Below are 18,473 nucleotides of genomic sequence, written 5' to 3' on the forward strand. Positions count from 1 at the left end.
TTGCTTTAGCAAGCGTTCATCATCATACCGGATGTGCTACTGCGGAAAGTTCCGGTTTACAGCACCATCACTCTATGCTGCAATCGCGCATCATTATTTATCTGCCGGATAGCGAACTCGCTCATGATGCAAGCACAACAGTTCTCGCACGTAGTGCTTGACTGGTACCAACGCTATGGCCGTAAAACGCTGCCGTGGCAACTCGATAAAACGCCTTATCAAGTATGGCTCTCTGAGGTGATGCTGCAACAAACTCAGGTTGCCACCGTTATTCCTTATTTTCAGCGCTTTATGGCACACTTTCCGAACGTGAGAGCCTTGGCCGAAGCGCCGCAGGATGAAGTCCTGCATCTGTGGACCGGGCTTGGCTATTATGCCCGCGCCAGAAACCTGCATAAAGCGGCGCAGACCATTGTCGCACAGCACGGCGGTGAGTTCCCGACAACCTTTGAAGAAATTGTCGCTCTGCCTGGCGTAGGCCGTTCAACCGCCGGTGCCATTCTCTCTCTGTCCCAGGGGCAGCACTATCCAATCCTCGACGGTAACGTCAAACGTGTACTGGCCCGTTGCTACGCCATAGCTGGCTGGCCGGGTAAGAAAGAGGTGGAAAATCGCCTATGGGAGATCAGCGAAGAGGTCACTCCAGCAAAAGGGGTTGGCCAGTTCAATCAGGCGATGATGGATCTGGGAGCGATGGTCTGCACCCGTAGTAAACCGAAATGTGAGCTATGCCCGCTCAATGTCGGCTGCATCGCTAACGGCAACAGCAGTTGGGCCAACTACCCGGGCAAAAAGCCCAAGCAAACCCTGCCGGAAAAAACCGCCTACTTCCTGATGCTACAACAGGGCGATGGCGTCTGGCTGGAACAGCGACCAGGAGCTGGCCTATGGGGCGGGTTATTCTGCTTCCCGCAGTTTAGCGCGCGGATCGATCTGGAACTCTGGCTGCAACAACGCGGCCTGCAAGGTAGCCGTATAGAGCAAATGACCGCCTTCCGCCACACCTTCAGCCATTTCCATCTGGATATTGTGCCTATGTGGCTGAACATCGACAAAGCGGGTAGCGCCATGGATGCGGGTTCCGGTCTCTGGTATAACTTAACGCAGCCCCCTTCGGTCGGGCTGGCCGCGCCGGTTGAGCGCCTGCTACAGCAGTTGGCCAAACAGTCCCCGACCCAACCCGGTTTATTTGGCAACAGCGCCATTGACGAGGAATTAGCATGAGCAGAACCATTTTTTGTACCTTCCTGCAGCGTGACGCCGATGGGCAAGACTTCCAGCTCTATCCAGGGGAAGTCGGCAAGCGCATCTACAACGAAATCTCCAAGGAAGCCTGGGGAGAATGGATGAAGAAGCAGACCATGCTGATCAACGAGAAAAAGCTCAACATGATGAACGTGGATGACCGCAAACTGCTGGAACAAGAGATGGTCCGCTTCCTGTTCGAAGGACATGAGGTCCACATCGAAGGCTATACGCCACCGAGCGAATAAGATTTTCCGGGCCAGCGCTGGCCCTTTCCCCCTGTTTAATTCTTCGCGTATACGGCTTTAACAAGATGAAGAAAATATTAGCTTTGCTAGTGATAGCGCCTTTGCTGATCTCCTGTTCCGGCAAAAAAAACGACGTGGTCACGGAAGCCTATGTCAAAGACACCAACGCCTTTGATATTTTGATGGGCCAATTTGCCCACAATATCGAGAACATCTGGGGGCTGAGCGAAGTTCTGATCGCCGGGCCAAAGGACTACGTCAAATATACCGACCAATATCAGACCCGTAGCCACATCAACTTTGATTCGGGCACCATCACTATCGAAACCATCGCCACCACCGATCCGGCGGCTCATCTGCGCCAGGCGGTGATCAGCACCCTGTTGATGGGTGACGATCCAGGCTCGATCGACCTCTATTCCGACGCCAATGATATCCAGATCAGCAAAGAGCCGTTCCTGTACGGCCAGGTGCTGGATAACAAGGGCCAACCCATCCGCTGGGAATGGCGGGCAGCGCACTTCGCCGACTACCTGCTGCAAAACAAGCTAAAGAGGCGCACCTCGGGCCTGCACGTGATCTACTCGGTGACTATGCAACTGGTGCCTAACCACCTGGATAAACGTGCACACAAATATCTGCCGATGGTTCGCCAGGCGTCTGAGAAATACGGCGTCGAAGAGTCGCTGATCCTGGCGATTATGCAGACCGAATCCAGCTTTAACCCGTATGCGGTAAGCGGTTCCGACGCGCTGGGCCTGATGCAGGTGGTGCAACATACCGCCGGTAAAGACGTGTTCCAGAGCAAAGGTAAATGGGGTACGCCAAGCCGCAGCTACCTGTTCGATCCGGAGAACAACATTGATACCGGTACCGCCTATCTGGCTATCTTGCAGAACAACTACCTGGGCGGCATCCAGAACCCGACCTCACGCCGTTATGCGGTGATCACTGCTTATAACGGTGGGGCTGGCAGCGTGCTGCGGGTGTTCAATAGTGACAAGGCCAAGGCGGTAACCATCATCAACAGCATGCAACCTGGTGATATTTATCAAACCCTGACCACCAAGCATCCGGCGGGTGAATCACGCCGTTATCTGGTGAAGGTTAACAACGCGCAGAAAAACTACCGGCGGAAGTAATCGCTGGTGGGAAAATACGGGGCTGGGGGGAGACATGTTTCCCCTCACCCTAACCCTCTCCCACAGGGAGAGGGGACCGACCGTGCTAGATCTTAACTACGGTATTCGTCCTCGACATCACCTTCTTACGGAATAACTTCCACATCTGAGCACAGCACCAACTCCTTTTTGGGGACAGATCGAGTACGCTGATTTTTCTGCGTCATACCCCCATCCTCGTTCTTCTTACTCCGCATTTACCGGAGCAGCACAGGCCAACCAAGCACTCCGGTCAGCTCCCTCTCCCGAAAAATAAGGGGACCGAACGTGCAACAACTTAACTCCAGTATCCAACCGCCACATCAAATCGAACATGCCACAGCTTTACGCCACACCTAACCACCACTCCGGTCAGCTCCCTCTCCCTGTGGGAGTGTACAGACCGGGGACATGGTGAACAGGTGTTCAAGGACATGGTGAACACTTTTTAACATCCTTTACCCATGATGATCGACCTATTTCTCAGGTCGATCGTCCCCACTTTCGTGCTGTACCACCATACCTCGTAGTACCCCTCCCTCTCACTTTCCTTCAGTCCGACATATTCACCGATAAAGGCCTTGCCCACTTTCAGGCTCATCCCTTTCAGACTCAGTTTTCCACTGACATCCACTTTCCTGACCAAGACCCCCTCGTCATACTCGGCTGCCGCTGGATTACCATTGTACTGTCGCGATGAAGGCTGATAACGGGACGCCGGTACCGCCATTGACAGGGCTTCATGTGGACGTTCTAGGTTGTAGATTTCTCGCCAGGCGTCGAACACCTCCTGCAACTGCGTGGCATGGGTAAACCACCGCCCCTGCAGGAGCTCTGCCTTCAGGCTGCGGTGGAAGCGCTCCAGCTTACCCTGAGTCTGAGGATGATAAGGCCGCGAGTGACCCACCCGGATACCCTGACGCATCAGCCACAGTTCCAGTGCGGTCCAACTGCCCGTCGTGTCGCCCCAGGGCGCACCGTTATCCATGGTCATTCTCTCCGGCAAGCCATAACGTTCGAACACCGCTACCAACTGAGACTGCACGGTGACGCGTCGTTCGTCTGGGCAGTGCGCCAGACAGAGCGAGAAGCGTGAATGGTCATCCAGCAGGGTCAGCGGATGGCAACGCCCTTCGGCGAAGGGGAAGTGGCCTTTAAAGTCCATCTGCCAGAGCTGGTTCGGTGCATCATGTTCAAAGCGTCCAACAGTGGGCGCTGGTGATGGGCCACCCGGTAGCAGGTCATGGCGGCGCATCAGGTTATGCACGGTGCTGGCGGCAGGTAACGTATGCCCCTGCATCTCAAGCCACCGCTTGAGCTTGCGCGCCCCCCACATCGGATGGGCCAGATGCGCAGCGCGGAGGTGTTGGACAACGATATCGGGTGTTCTGGAAGGGGAATGGTGTGGCACTCGAGAACGTTCGTTCAGACCGGCCCGCCCATCAGACTGCCAGCGATGTAACCACTTGTATGCGGTAGCAGGCGCTATGCCGAACTGACGGCATAGCGCACGGATATTAGCGCCTTCTTGCGAGGCGAAAAGCACAAACTCGGTACGTAATGACATGGCAGATCTCTCATTCCACGGCATAAGCAGCTCCACTCAGAAGTACTCATACCTATGTTGTAAGTGTCTACCATGTCCCCGAACAAGTGTTCATGATGTCCCCGGTCTGTACAGGGAGAGGGTTGGGGTGAGGGGCAAAGACTGGACTTGAGAGCTACCCTTTTTCCGCCAATGTATAGCCGTTGCGTCCATTAGCCTTGGCTTGATACAGAGCCTTGTCGGCCATCTCTACCAGTTGCTCACGCCCCACGTCTGCTCGCCATAATGCAATCCCCTGGCTCACCGTGACCCATTGCCCAACGTCGGAGCCTTCATGCGGGATCGCGATCGCCGCGACCTGAGACTTGATCCTTTCAGCCACCGCTATCGCCTCGGCACGATCGGCTTTTGGCAGCAGAATGATAAATTCCTCTCCACCGTAACGAGCCACCAGATCCTGTGAACGACGTACGCTACTTTCAAAGCATTCGGCCAGGCGGATCAGGCACTCATCCCCCATCTGGTGGCCGTAATGGTCGTTATATTTTTTAAAGAAATCCACGTCTAGCAGGATGATGGCGAAAGGTTCCCGACTCTCCGCCTCCCGAGAAAACACCGAGTCGAAGTAGTTGCTGAAATAGCGCCGATTGGCCAGCCCGGTCAGCGGATCGCGATTAGCCAATTTCCCCAGGCGGTCAATCAGTTGCTTGTTCTCCCTTTCCCGCTCGATGGCCAACATAAACCATTTCTCCAACATGCGTTTGGCCGAGTAGATCAGAAACAGCATCAGCAAATAAGAGAACACGTTCGCCACAGAGGCCGCACCGCGCAGGATAATATTTTCGCTGATGGACATCACCAATATCGGTATCGTAAACAGGCACAGCAGCAAAGGAGAGAGGTAAAAGGGGATCAGAGAGGCAAACACCAAGCCAATCAGCAAGGGGTAGACCAGGGTAACGTTGTCCATGACAATCAGGTGATGAAAGGCAGCACACCAACATAGCGACAAAACCGTCACACTGGCGATCAACCCCCACCAGCGGGCTTTCTCACCGTATGGCCGTAATAATCTCAACACTACATAGGTGACGAAGGCGACCAACATCACGCCGGTGATCGCCGGAGCTGAACGTAGCAAATGGCTTAACGACTCGTAAAGCCCTGACCCCAGACGCTGTAGGAACAGGTAGAAAGAGAACAAGGCGTTAACCAGCAAAAACCAGTCAAAACTGTGAAACGTGGACTTTCTTTTTTCTTTGGCAACCCAGGCGGCGTATTTTCTATCTTTCATCGTTGGACTCGTTGTCATACCACTCTACTCAATGTAGCGGTGACATCCGTCTTTGTCATGCAAGATAGACGGGGCGGCATACGGCTAAGCATGCGGCGCCCCTACAGCAAGGCAAATTGGTTGCGATTTTACGGCTTGATCATATAGCCAAAAATCCGTTTCCAGCCGTGATCTTTCTTCTCGATGTACACGCCCTGCAGCTCCGGTGAGAAGCCAGGCAAGCGGTTGATGCCCTCCTCCAGCGCCAGGAAGTAACGCTGTACCGCGCCGCCCCACACTTCGCCTGGCACCACGCACAGTACGCCCGGTGGATAAGGTAAGGCACCTTCTGCCGCTATGCGCCCGGCTGCCTGAGCGATCGGCACCAGCTCAACGTTATCGCGGATAAACTCGACGTTGGCATCCTGCGGATTCATCATCACCGGCGGGAAATGATCCTGACGGAACATCTCTTTTTGCAACTGCTTCACGTCGAAGCTGACGTACAGATCGTGCATCTCCTGGCACAGCTGACGAAGGGTGTAGCCTGCATAACGCTGCTGATTCTTGCGATAGACCGTCGGCAAGACCTCACTCAGTGGCGCATCTGCCTCGACGTAACGCTCGAACTGCACCAGCATATCCACCAGATGATCCATTTTCGCCGGGTTCTCCGCCGGGGTCAGCAGGAACAGGATCGAGTTGAGATCGCACTTCTCCGGCACTATGCCGTTCTCACGCAGGAAGTTGGCCAGAATGGTTGCCGGGATACCAAACTCGGTGTACTGACCGGTGGCCGCATCAATCCCCGGCGTGGTCAGCAGCAACTTGCAGGGATCGACCAGATACTGCCCCTGTGCATAGCCTGCAAAACCGTGCCATTGCTCGCCCGGTACAAAGTTGAAGAAGCGTGCATCGTTGGCGATCAGGTCGGTATCGTAGTCCTGCCAGTTCTTGCCTGCCACCTGCGGCGGAATAAAGGGCCGCAGCTGCGAGCAGCGTGCCAGCAGTTGTTTACGCGTGTCGATCCCCAGCTTGACGCACTCCATCCACATGCGGCGGCCAGCGGCACCGGCATGCATCTTGGCGTTGACGTCCAGCGCGGCAAACAGCGGATAAAACGGGCTGGTTGAGGCATGCAGCATAAACGCATTGTTGAGATGCTTGTGGTTGCAGTGGCGTTTCTGGCCTTTGATGTGATCGTCTTTCTTGTGGATCTGCGAAGTCTGCGAGAACCCGGCCTGCTGCTTATGCACCGATTGCGTGACGAAAATACCCGGATCGTGCTCATCCAGTTCCAACAGCAGCGGCGAGCACTCTTTCAGCATCGGGATAAAGCCTTCATACCCCACCCAGGCCGAATCAAACAGGATGTAATCGCACAGATGGCCGATGGTATCGATCACCTGACGGGCGTTGTAAATCGTGCCGTCATAGGTGCCGAGCTGAATGATCGCCAGGCGGAATGGCCGTGCCGCAGAGGCTTTTTCTGGGGCAACATGGCGGATCTGCTCGCGCAGGTAAGCTTCATCAAAGCATTGGGAATCGATGCCGCCGATAAAACCAAACGGGTTACGCGCGGTTTCCAGATACACCGGCGTCGCCCCAGCCTGGATCAACGCACCGTGGTGATTGGATTTATGGTTATTGCGATCGAACAGTACCAGATCGCCACGCGTCAGCAGCGCGTTGGTCACCACTTTATTGGAGGCCGAAGTACCGTTCAGCACGAAGTAGGTTTTATCAGCGTTGAACACTTTCGCCGCGTGTTTTTGCGCATCCTTGGCCGAGCCTTCATGGATCAGCAGATCGCCCAGCTTCACATCGGCGTTGCACATGTCCGAACGGAAAATCGTTTCACCGTAAAACTCGAAAAACTTGCGCCCTGCCGGGTGTTTGCGGAAAAACTCCCCGCCCTGATGGCCCGGGCAGGCAAAGGTTGAGTTCTCCATCTCCACGTAGGTTTTCAGCGTTTTGAAGAACGGCGGTAACAGCGCCTGCTCGTAGGCATCGGCGGCGGCCTCCAACTGCGCCATGTAAAACGCTTTGGTCGCGGCAGCCAAGGCAAATACGCCAGTAATCAACGGCAGGTGATCCGGGGAGAGCTGCTCATCCCCCTCAACGGCAACAAACGTCGGGATCTCAAAGCCGGTCGCTTTGAGCGTTGCCAGAATACCGGCATCCACATCGCTAACGGAGACCACGGCAGCCGCCACATCGGTATAGTCAGTCTGCCCCACGCGCACGATTTCGCGCAGGGTTTCAATGCTGGCTACCAGGCTGGCGCTGGTTGCTATCTTCAATTCTTTCATCATGCTGAGTCTCAAACGGTTAAGGATGAGGGTGTGCCACTGGGCACATAATGAGATAACCCTGGTTATCCCGGCAAAGTGATGAGCCAAGGCGCAACCATGACCGGCCGATGCGGGTAGGCATCAGACAACTATCGGGGACTGGGATCGGCAGCGTCCGATAGACATCAGTAAAATCAGAGCCGCAGCTCTATTTTTAATCATGCCTAACAGCGAGCATTGGCTAGCTTTACCGCATAAAGGGCAGCGGTGTTCGCATAAATGGCGTTAAGGAAACTCGGAGTGAGGGCGTCATCAGACTTCTGGAGCGCAGTTGCGCTGAGGTGGTTAAACCCGTCATGCCTGTACTCCTCTGTGATGAAATGGGGAATTCGCGCAATGATTACACGTTTTTTTCGAGGGTTCAAGCCGGTTAATAGTTACTATTAATGCATAATTATTTAGTGATGCCGTGTGGGTTTCCCACACGGCCAGGCAGGCGTTGATTAGAACAGGTTGAACTTGTAATCCACCTGGAACTCAATCGAGTGGTTCTGAGCGCGCATCGGCTTGCCATCCGAGGTCAGTTTCGGCTGGTTGTTCTGGCTCTGGTAGTTCCAGGATGGGCCACCGGACAGCTGGAACGCCAGATTTTTCAGCGCAGGCTGTGACGGCGTCCAACGGGAGTAAACCAGGGTTTCACCACGCTCGATGCTATGGCCACGGTACTTCATCCCCCAGCCATAGTTGGTGACCATCCCTAACTCAACTTCTGGCGTAACGGCATAGCCGAAGGTCCAGGCCAGCATCTTTTCCTTATCGCCCACATAGTCGTTACCCCAACTGTCGGCCATGGAGTTAAAGGTGCCGCGGCTGTGTTTGGCCAAGTGCCACTCAAAGCGCCCTAACCCGTTGCCATTATCGAGTGAGGCCCGGGTGTATGAAGCACCAACCTTGTGCTTCCAACGCTCGGCGCGCCATTCGGCGTACATCGCATAATGGTAGGCATCATCATCGAACGTCTTGTGACGGGTAGACATGCGGGTCCAGTCTTGCAAACCATGGTTGTAATATACCTGGCTGGCAAACTTGAGGCGATTCTCTGCCCAGGACGCCGGTTGCCAACCCAGCTCCACCCCGTGACGTTGCATATAGTTATGGCTTTCACCCAGGAAATAGAGCGCGCTATAGCCGTGATCGCTATAGCTCAATTCACCGGTCGCAATGCTGCTGATCTCCTTTTTATCCGCAGTGCGGAAATGGATCTTATCCGGAGAATCCCTGTCGCTATAACGGGTCACGTAGGCACCGCGAACCCGAACAGGCCCGGTAGCCGCTTCGCCACGCAAGCCCAGATAGGTACTTGGAATGGCACGCGTGGAGTTATTGAGTGCTCCCCATTTTTTAATCTGCTGCCAACCGGAATAAAGGTGCAGATAGGTATCATCATCACCCAAACGCCCTTTCAGGTAGAGCTGACCAATCTTGTTGAAACCTTTCGCCTGGCCGTTATCGTTATACAACACGCTACGGCCCCAGAAATCATCGCTGGCGGCCAGCTTAATCACGCCATAATAAGAAGCGTCTACTCCCAACATATCCGCAAAATAGCCGGACTGATAATCAAGGGTGATCCCCTGCCCCCAGGCCGTTTGGATGGAGCGCTCCCCATAATCCTCGGTGCTTAAATTTTTAAACACGTTACGGAAAGAAAGGTCTGCGTGGCTATCGTTAATAAAACTTGAGAAGAGATGATCGCTTACCTTTATTTCCTCTGCGCTGAGGGGTAAAGAGAACATCAGTGCAAACAGTGCCAGAGGTTTTTTAATTTTAAATTTATTAATTTGATACATAGAAAAATCCCGTTTTCTATCTACTCACCCAGAACTATTTTAATTAAATGATTTCTAGATAATGTTGAAAATGTGTCACCCTGCAACCAGGGCGACACACGGTTAATATTATTATTCTGTAATAATGGTATGGATCAGTTTTGGCGCTTGTGCCTTATCGGCAAGGGTAATGCTGTCATAGATTTTCTCCATGACGTTCGCCACATCCGGGCGATTGGCATGGATCGTTACCAGTGAGTCACCGATGGCGACCCGATCGCCGACTTTTTTATGCATCATCAGGCCCACGGCCAGATCGATGTCATCTTCCTTGGTGGCACGACCGGCACCGAGCAACATGGCTGCCACACCGATTTCGTCGGCCACGATATTGGCTACCACACCGGCCTGCTTGGCGGGGACTTCAATCAGGTATTTAGCCTGCGGCAGCTTCTCTGGATGGTCCACCATTGAAGCATCGCCGCCCTGGTTGGCCAGGAAGTCACGGAACTTGGCCAGAGCCTTGCCGTTATCGATCACCTCTTGCAGCATGGCGCGCGCAGCCGGTAACGAATCGGCCTTCTTCGCCAGCACGACCATTTGGCTACCCAACTGCATGACCAGTTCGGTCAGATCTTCCGGGCCTTCGCCACGCAGCGTATCGATGGCTTCCTTCACTTCCAGCGCATTACCGATGGCGTAGCCCAAGGGCTGCGACATATCGGAGATCACCGCCATGGTATTACGGCCCACGTGGTTACCAATGCGCACCATCGCCGTGGCCAGCTCGACGGCATCCTCGGTGGTTTTCATAAACGCACCGGCACCGGTTTTCACGTCCAGCACGATGGCATCGGCACCCGCCGCAATCTTCTTGCTCATGATCGAACCGGCAATCAGCGGAATTGAGTTCACCGTGCCGGTCACATCACGCAGCGCATACAGCTTCTTATCCGCCGGGGTCAGGTTACCGGTTTGGCCAATCACCGCCACCTTGTCGCGGTTCACCAGCTCGATAAACTGTTTGCTGGAGATTTCCACGTGGAAACCGGCTACCGCTTCCAGCTTATCAATAGTGCCACCGGTATGCCCCAGGCCGCGGCCCGACATCTTCGCCACCGGGATATCCAGCGCCGCTACCAGCGGTGCCAGCACCAGCGTGGTGGTATCACCCACGCCGCCGGTGGAGTGCTTGTCTACCTTGACGCCTTCGATCGCCGAGAGATCGATCACGTCACCGGAGTTCACCATCGACATGGTCAGATCGGCACGCTCACGATCGTTCATATCCTGGAAGAAGATCGCCATCGCCAGCGCACTGGCCTGGTAATCCGGAATATCTCCCCGGGTATAGCCGTTAACAAAAAACTCAATCTCTTGCGTAGTCAGCTCTTTTCCATCGCGCTTTTTGGCGATGATATCAACCATTCTCATTGTCATTCCCCGGCTCTTTATTTCTGTAAATCAATCTTGTAAACGGCAAAGCCGATATCGTCTTTTCCTACCAGCGTCATTGGATGCTGTGCGGACTGCAAAATGTAATCAGCCGCATTCTGGCTTGGTGAGGTCTCGATGCGGATATCCAACGGCTTATCCGCAGTAATTTGCGCGATCCGCCAGTTGTTTTTTACCTCTGGCTTATATGCGCCATGCTGTTTGGTCTGCTCGGAGATGTAGTTGGCTACGATAGTGCGCACTTCATCCGGCGAAGAGATAACGATATTTTTTTCACCCGTACCGGCGAACTTGCCGGTAAATGCCCGGTAATTGTTCACGGCAACCAGGAATGGCGCGTCTGCCACCACCGGCTTACCTTTATAGGTCAGCGACTTGATACGCTGGGCCTGTGGATTGATCACGTTGCAATCCACGTCATAACGCGCAGGCTGGGTCACGTCGATCTGATAGCTCAGATCGTCAAACATATCGAAGTTGTAGGCCCGGAAACCGTTCCAGTTGAGCAGTGACTGTGGCTTATCGCTTTTCACGTCGATCTGGTTGTACATGCCCGCAGAGCACTCCAGCCACTCTTTCAGATCGCTGCCTTTCACTTTCACTGCCGCCAGCGTGTTGGAATACTGGTAAAGATCGGCCGCGTTACGGAAGCTCAGAGGCCCTTTACGCATATCAACGAAGGCCGCCGGGTCGTTCTTCCTGCCACCCGCCTTGAACGGTGCCGCAGCAGAAAGAACTGGGATATCAGCCAGATCCGGATCGCCCTGAATAAAGTGCTCAACGTAGGCTTTCTGCGCCGCACGGATGATCTGGATGGCCGAGGAATCCTGCACTAACGACAGATAGGTATTGGTATCTTCGGCAATGGTGCCAATCGGCTTGTTAACGAACTCACGGGTGTCGTTATGTGCCTGCTCAAGCGTTTTCACCAACGAGGCCTTGGCATCGACCAGCGATTTGTCATTCTTCTTATCAAAGATTGGGCGCGCTTCTGCACGGCTGGAGACCACTTTCCACTTATTGGTTTCCCCTTCCAGCACCAGATCGATCACCCCCAGGTTATCTGCCCAGTGGCCTGGCATGACTGCAGGTACACCGTTGACCGTACCCTTTTCAAGGTCTACCCCAGGAATAGCGGCAAAATCCTTGCTTGGGAAAATACCGTGAGAGTGGCCAAAGGTAATGGCATCGATGCCTGGAACCTGCGTGAGGTAGTAGACCGAGTTTTCTGCCAGCGCTTTGTAAGGATCGGCAGAGATGCCGGAGTGGGCGATAGCAATCACGATATCCGCCCCTTCTTTACGCATCTGTGGCACCAGCTCTTTGGCGGTTTCGGTAATATCTTTGGTAATCACCTTGCCCGACAGCTTGTCCTTGTCCCACAGCACTACCTGTGGTGGTACAAAGCCGATATAACCGATGCGCAGCTTATGCTCTTTACCCTCGGTATCTTTTACCGGCGTTTCCACGATCAGGTACTGTTTGAAATAAGGCTTGTTGGTTTTGGCGTCGTAGACGTTGGCGTTGATGTACGGGAATTTGGCCCCGCTAATCGCCATTTTCAGGTAATCCAGCCCGTAGTTGAACTCGTGGTTGCCCAGGCTGCCGACCGCATAATCCAGGGTGTTCATCGCCTGATAAACCGGATGCACATCGCCCTTTTTCAGGTTGGCTGCGGCATAGTCCGCCATCGGGCTACCCTGAATGATATCGCCGTTATCGACCAGCACGCTGTTGGTCGCTTCCGCGCGGGCAGCATCAATCAACGTGGCCGCTCTCACCAAACCGTACTGAGCGGTGGCTTTATCTTTGTAATAGTCATAATCCATCATGTTGCCGTGAACGTCGGTGGTTTCCATGATACGGAGATCCACCGTTGCGGCATGCGCAGCGCCTGCAACCAACAGGGCCAATAACGATAGTTTGAGGGGAGAAGTCATTTTCATCACATATTCCTTATTGTTATAGCGATAGCAGGCCACAACCTCTCGATGTGGCCTTGAGATAATTAAAAGAAGAAACCTACGACGGCGGCGTTCAGGAAGCTGACCAGCGTGGAGCCGTAAAGCAGCTTCAGGCCAAAACGGGCTGCGGCGTTACCTTGCTTGGAATCCAATGCCTTGATGGCACCGACAATAATGCCGATAGAGGAGAAGTTGGCGAACGACACCAGGAACACCGAAATAATCGCCATGGTACGTTCAGAGAAGTTGTAATCACCCTGCGACAGGTTGAGCATGGCAACAAATTCGTTGCTGACGATCTTGGTTGCCATCAGGCCACCGGCCTGCACTGCTTCGTTCCACGGCACACCCACCAGGAAAGCGAGCGGAGAGAACACGTAACCCAACACGCCTTGGAAGGAAATGCCAAATGCAGCGGTGAATAGCGCGTTAGCCATGGTGATCAGCGCAATAAAGCCGATCAGCATCGCGCCAACGATAATCGCCACCTTGAAGCCATCGAGGATGTATTCACTCAAGACTTCGAAGAAGCTCTGCTTCTCCCCTTCAATGACATCCAGAATGTCTTCCTCAGGCTTGACCTGATAAGGGTTGATCAGCGACGCCATGATAAAGCCACCAAACAGGTTCAGCACCAAGGCAGTCACCACGTAGCGTGGATCGAGCATCACCATGTAAGCCCCCACAATCGCCATTGAGACCGTCGACATGGCTGAGGTACACAGCGTATACAGGCGGTGCTCCGGCAGCAGGCCGAGCTGTTTTTTCACCGAGATGAACACTTCAGACTGGCCGAGGATCGCCGAAGCCACCGCGTTATAGGATTCCAAGCGCCCCATGCCGTTGACCTTGCTCAGCGCCAGGCCGATGTACTTGATGATAAAGCCCAGGATGCGCCAGTGTTGCAGGATGCCGATCAGCGCGGAGATAAACACGATGGGCAGCAAAACGGACAGGAAGAAAGAGATCTCGCCGTGATTCACCAAACCACCAAAGACGAAGTTTACCCCTTCGTTGGCATAGGACAGTAAATTGCCAAATACCCCGGCGATCACGCCAATCACTTTGTTGCCTACGTCGGTCTTAAGCAGCAGTGCGGTCATCAAAAACTGGCAGGCCAGCATGACGAAAATCGGACGATAGCGGATGTTTTTGCGATCGTTGCTCACTAAAAGTGCCAAAATACAGATAGTAACGATACACACTATCCCTATGATATATTTCATCTTTTCCCCAAAATTATCTGTGAACTTTTACGTTCCGTTGCCGAGCCTTGTACCCTGACGTTTGCCGGGAACTAATGATGTTATTATCGAAACATAACACAGACAATATGTTATTAAAGTTACACCGATCACATTTAAAAATGACAATAGCCTTAAAATACATATATGTAACATGTTGTACTTATCACTAACATTAACTTGATTAGGGAATAGGCAGGGATGAACATTGTTGGGGTGAGTTTTTCGATCTCTGGTATCGGGCATTTTGGGGGAAAAGGGAGAATGCTGGCGCAGGAAGGTAGCCCTGCCCTTGTTTGAAATTAGAGCAATCGCTCGGCTTTGTGACAGAAACCCATTGACGACACAGGGCCAAATACGGTTTAATGCGCCCCGTTGCCCGGATAGCTCAGTCGGTAGAGCAGGGGATTGAAAATCCCCGTGTCCTTGGTTCGATTCCGAGTCCGGGCACCATATTCAGAAGCGCTTGTCAAGATTTCAGGACGAAAACCTGGCAGGTACGAAAATGGGTCAGAACACGCAATAACCGCAGGCGTAGTTGAAAGGTTTCACTCAGTGATACCATTACCCGGTTGTTGTAAAAAGGCTCTTGATAGTCCCGCCTATTCGTGTAGGCGGGATTTTTCGCGTTCAATTTTTACAGATTTCGTATGCAAATGTCAAACTGTGTCAAGGAGATACCTTGTCCCCCTTGTGCCCGTTCGCCTAACGCTTGAACTCCTGCTCCATAATATCCCGCAAGCTCTCCACATCTTCATCAATGTACTCCAGCGTAGAACGCAAACTGGAATGCCCCAAGAGGCGCTTTACCGCCTGAATATTGCGATCCGGGGATTTCATCATGTTGGTCGCTACCGTGTGCCGAAATCGGTGGGGGCTGACTGTAAACCTGCACTCCCGCGAAAGACGCCGAAAAAAGGCCCGGATAGGATAGATGCCCATATCAGTCATTTCCCCCTGTTGTTTCACCCTGCGTCCCACATCAAAGCGGTTCACATTGAACAACTGCTCTTCCAGTTCAGCACCGGCCTCGAGTGAACGGATCACCAGTATCTCCAACCGGGGAAACAGCTCGCTAATGATGGGAATACGCAGCTCACGATGATTCTTCGCACCGGCGATAATCAAGTCCAACCAGCGCTCTTCAAGATTCACATCACAGATACGTATGTGACGAAGCTGGTTTTGACGTATCGCGGTATAACTAAGAGTATCAAGCACCGTCAGCCAGAACCAGGCTGGCTGGCAGGCATGAACCCGCCAGTTCACTGCCAGGCTACTGGCCTGCAACCGCTCACGTTCCTCATACTGCGCCATCAAACGATACACGGCCTCCACCTGCCCTTCAGTCAGGGTTTTCTTCTTTTTCCTCCCTGCCCGGACCACCGCTTTATTAAAGGGATTATCTTGATGCTGCAACAGCCCGCACTTCATCCCGAAATTAAACAGCGCCCTCATGTGCGTTACTTTGTTATTCCAGGTCGTCGCCTGTAATTGTTGCTCTTTTAGGACGTACCTGCGCCATTCAAGCACCAGCCTGTTATCGACCTCATTCGGCATTTTGGTAGTAAACCGTATAAAGGTTCTCACCACCTTTCGATAACTCCACTCAGTGTCATTACGGACAGCGTGACTGAAAAAATAATGGTCTAACAGCGCATCGAATGTTAATAATTGTTCACAAGTCACCAGATGTTCCCCAGATTTTATCCATAAAATAATCAAAGAACTACCTGCAAGAAATGAGAAAACATTTCAGCAATATCCATTTGCCAGACTGGTGCTGGCCGCCTGTTTCGAACATAGACTGCATCAAGCGGTTGAGAAGCAAGGTTGTATCCGCCGGAAGAATTCATAGCATGGGGTATCCTGATAGTGAACAGGCGCTCCACTCTATGAGGAAAAATGACGGCTGCAACAAAAAACTCTATATTGATATTTAAAACTTTCTTTCATAGAAAACGCCCCATAACTGCCGGGGCGTTATATTGAATACCCTTCAAATAGTTGCTTTAACTTTCCACTCCATTGACTGAGCTAATATATTGGATATTAATTCAGTTTTATTTTCTTAAATGCGTTAATGGTATTCTTAATCGCCACTTCTGTCGGTAAACGTTCCATCGAACTGGCACCGTAAAACCCGTGGCAGTCAGAACAATGCGACAGAATATAAGCTGCATCTTCCGGCTCTGCGATGGGCCCACCGTGGCACAGCACGATAACATCCCCACGCACGGCTTTTGCCGCTGCGGCACAGGCATTGATCACTGGGACACAAGACTCCAGATTGTGCGCAGTATTTGCACCAATATCACCTCCGGTCGTTAATCCCAGATGTACCACAATGATATCCGCACCGGCTTCAGTCATCGCTACCGCATCTTCCTCACTAAAGACATACGGCGTGGTCAGCATCCCTTTATCGTGCGCCTGGCGGATCATCTCCACCTCCAGGCCATAACCCATCCCCGTTTCCTCCAGGTTCTTGCGGAAATTCCCATCAATCAGCCCGACGGTAGGGAAGTTCTGGACACCGGCAAAGCCCTGCACTTTCAATTCGTCCAAGAACAACGGAATATTGCAGAAGGGATCTGTTCCACAAACACCGGCCAGCACCGGCGTTTCTTTTACCACTGGCAGCACTTCATTACCCATCTCACGCACAATCTGGTTGGCGTTACCGTACGGCATCAATCCCGCCAGCGAACCACGCCCTGCCATCCGAAAACGGCCACTGTTGTAGATCACAATCAAATCTACACCGCCAGCTTCTTCGCAACGTGCAGACAGGCCGGTTCCTGCTCCAGCACCGATAATAGGCTCCTGGCGCAAAACTTTCTGTTGCAGCTTCATTTTCACTGTATCGTAATTTTTCATAAAGGTTTCCCTGGTGTTGAATCATGTTCAGTTCCTTGGTGTTGCATGACATTCTGGAACTGCGCAATCACAAGCGAGCAAAACTCAGGTGCATTGATGTGGTGAGGCGTTTTGATAATCTGGCGTTGTGCCGTCTGGACAACCGTTGACTCCAATCCTTCAGCAAAAGCCTGCCTTGCCTGTAGATCAAAGAACGGTTGCCCTGGAGCATCTAATGCCGAAAATCCGCCTTCTGGAATGATGAAGCGTACCGGCCCTTCACAGAGATTAAGCTTGTTGCCAATCCAGACGCCGAGCTGGTAGTTTTCCTCTGGTGTTGTGCGCATCAGCGTCACCTGAGCGTTATGCTCTACAAACTGCCGATGAGCATAACGCTCAGGTATGCTGTCCCGACCACTGAAATTAACCATGTCGAGTGCTCCAGCACTCCCTACCCACGGCGTCTGCGTTTGTGCGATACAGTCAAGACGTGTTTCCGGGCAGGCAAGAACACCACCAAACAGCAAATCTGCCGCTTCGGTCAACGTGATATCGAGAACGCCGACAATTTCACGGTTTTCAACCAACCGCTCCATACTGGTTCCACCGTTGCCGGTAGCATGGAAGACCAATGGATCAAATTGTTCACCCAACGATGCAATCAATTGATTGATACAGGGTGTTGTTACACCAAACATCGTCAGGCCTAAAACCGGTTTTCTGGCGTGATCATGTTCAATAGCACTGTTAACGGCACCAGCTATCATATTGGCCGCATTAGCCAATATGGTACGTGACAAGTAGTTCAATCCACTGAGGTCAGTAACGGTATACAACATGGCGATATCGACACCACCGACATACCCCCCAACATTGCCCGATGCCATAGTGGACACCATTAATTTGGGAATACCGATAGGCATTGCCTGCATAGCAGACGTTATCAATGCCGTTCCTCCTGATCCCCCAATACCGATAAGACCGGAAATATCATCCACCGTGTTCCGCAAAAAATGGGTCAGCGCGGTAGCCATTGCTGTAACAGCTCTCCCTCGTTCACCACAGAAAACAGCGTCTATACCATCAGGGTGGTAGGCCGCAATCTGCGTCGCATTGATATCTACTTGATTGTTTGTATGAAATGCATTGGATGAACCGGTAGAAACATCAATAACATGAGAATCTACACTTGCAGAACGCAGACAGGACTTCAACCAAAGCAGTTCTTCAAGCTTGGTATCTGCGGTCCCTATGATGTACACAAATTTCGCCATAGACGACTCACTCCATGTAAGACGTGAAAGATTTGTTGAGATAGTGCAATATAAAGCTAGGCTAATATTTTATATCTCGCAA

Annotated in this window: 13 protein-coding genes and 1 tRNA gene; 4 read left to right on the forward strand and 10 right to left on the reverse strand. The window is 52.6% G+C overall.

Annotated features, from left to right (window positions below; translation table 11 throughout):
• Nucleotides 1-123 precede the first annotated feature (123 nt).
• From mutY to mltC, 3 genes are all read left to right on the forward strand, one after another.
• Nucleotides 124-1,224, forward strand: a complete 1,101-nt coding sequence (gene mutY, locus WN53_RS03240; protein WP_024484082.1) for an A/G-specific adenine glycosylase — start codon at nucleotides 124-126, stop codon at nucleotides 1,222-1,224.
• Nucleotides 1,221-1,493 carry an oxidative damage protection protein gene (locus tag WN53_RS03245; RefSeq protein WP_024484083.1) on the forward strand — a complete coding sequence of 91 codons (273 nt, stop codon included), beginning with the start codon at nucleotides 1,221-1,223 and terminating at the stop codon, nucleotides 1,491-1,493. Before mutY ends, WN53_RS03245 begins: the two co-directional genes overlap by 4 nt.
• Before the next feature lie 65 nt (nucleotides 1,494-1,558).
• Nucleotides 1,559-2,635, forward strand: a complete 1,077-nt coding sequence (gene mltC, locus WN53_RS03250) for a membrane-bound lytic murein transglycosylase MltC (protein ID WP_024484084.1) — start codon at nucleotides 1,559-1,561, stop codon at nucleotides 2,633-2,635.
• A gap of 466 nt (nucleotides 2,636-3,101) precedes the next feature.
• Here the strand turns inward: mltC and WN53_RS03255 are convergent, their stop codons facing one another.
• The 7 genes from WN53_RS03255 to WN53_RS03285 form a co-directional block, all read right to left on the reverse strand.
• Nucleotides 3,102-4,244, reverse strand: a complete 1,143-nt coding sequence (locus WN53_RS03255; protein ID WP_046807997.1) for an IS481 family transposase — start codon at nucleotides 4,242-4,244, stop codon at nucleotides 3,102-3,104.
• Nucleotides 4,245-4,374: 130 nt separating this feature from the next.
• Nucleotides 4,375-5,493: a GGDEF domain-containing protein gene (locus WN53_RS03260; RefSeq protein ID WP_024483780.1), complete on the reverse strand. Its 1,119-nt coding sequence runs from the start codon at nucleotides 5,491-5,493 to the stop codon at nucleotides 4,375-4,377.
• 128 nt (nucleotides 5,494-5,621) lie between these two features.
• Nucleotides 5,622-7,784 carry an ornithine decarboxylase SpeF gene (gene speF / locus WN53_RS03265; protein WP_024483781.1) on the reverse strand — a complete coding sequence of 721 codons (2,163 nt, stop codon included), beginning with the start codon at nucleotides 7,782-7,784 and terminating at the stop codon, nucleotides 5,622-5,624.
• A gap of 485 nt (nucleotides 7,785-8,269) precedes the next feature.
• Nucleotides 8,270-9,616 (reverse strand): OprD family outer membrane porin, encoded by a 1,347-nt coding sequence (locus tag WN53_RS03270; RefSeq protein WP_099049896.1) that lies wholly within the window; start codon nucleotides 9,614-9,616, stop codon nucleotides 8,270-8,272.
• A gap of 111 nt (nucleotides 9,617-9,727) precedes the next feature.
• Complete coding sequence (locus tag WN53_RS03275) at nucleotides 9,728-11,035, reverse strand: pyrimidine-nucleoside phosphorylase (protein WP_218918945.1); 1,308 nt, start codon at nucleotides 11,033-11,035, stop codon at nucleotides 9,728-9,730.
• 11 nt (nucleotides 11,036-11,046) lie between these two features.
• Nucleotides 11,047-12,990, reverse strand: a complete 1,944-nt coding sequence (locus WN53_RS03280; protein ID WP_037411610.1) for a bifunctional 2',3'-cyclic-nucleotide 2'-phosphodiesterase/3'-nucleotidase — start codon at nucleotides 12,988-12,990, stop codon at nucleotides 11,047-11,049.
• A gap of 68 nt (nucleotides 12,991-13,058) precedes the next feature.
• Nucleotides 13,059-14,240 (reverse strand): NupC/NupG family nucleoside CNT transporter, encoded by a 1,182-nt coding sequence (locus WN53_RS03285; RefSeq protein ID WP_024483785.1) that lies wholly within the window; start codon nucleotides 14,238-14,240, stop codon nucleotides 13,059-13,061.
• A 395-nt stretch (nucleotides 14,241-14,635) separates the two neighbouring features.
• On the opposite strand from WN53_RS03285, the gene WN53_RS03290 reads away from it, so the two are divergent.
• Nucleotides 14,636-14,711 (forward strand) — tRNA-Phe (locus tag WN53_RS03290).
• 252 nt (nucleotides 14,712-14,963) lie between these two features.
• On the opposite strand, the gene WN53_RS03295 is transcribed toward WN53_RS03290, so the two are convergent.
• The 3 genes from WN53_RS03295 to WN53_RS03305 form a co-directional block, all read right to left on the reverse strand.
• Nucleotides 14,964-15,983, reverse strand: coding sequence for a tyrosine-type recombinase/integrase (locus WN53_RS03295; RefSeq protein ID WP_024483786.1), 1,020 nt, complete (start codon nucleotides 15,981-15,983; stop codon nucleotides 14,964-14,966).
• Nucleotides 15,984-16,310: 327 nt separating this feature from the next.
• Complete coding sequence (locus WN53_RS03300) at nucleotides 16,311-17,138, reverse strand: phosphoenolpyruvate hydrolase family protein (RefSeq protein ID WP_024483787.1); 828 nt, start codon at nucleotides 17,136-17,138, stop codon at nucleotides 16,311-16,313.
• Nucleotides 17,135-18,391 carry a Tm-1-like ATP-binding domain-containing protein gene (locus tag WN53_RS03305; protein WP_024483788.1) on the reverse strand — a complete coding sequence of 419 codons (1,257 nt, stop codon included), beginning with the start codon at nucleotides 18,389-18,391 and terminating at the stop codon, nucleotides 17,135-17,137. The genes WN53_RS03300 and WN53_RS03305 overlap by 4 nt, the downstream gene beginning before the upstream one ends.
• Between the last annotated feature and the right edge of the window lie 82 nt (nucleotides 18,392-18,473).

Source organism: Serratia fonticola (assembly GCF_001006005.1).
Lineage (GTDB): Bacteria > Pseudomonadota > Gammaproteobacteria > Enterobacterales > Enterobacteriaceae > Chania > Chania fonticola.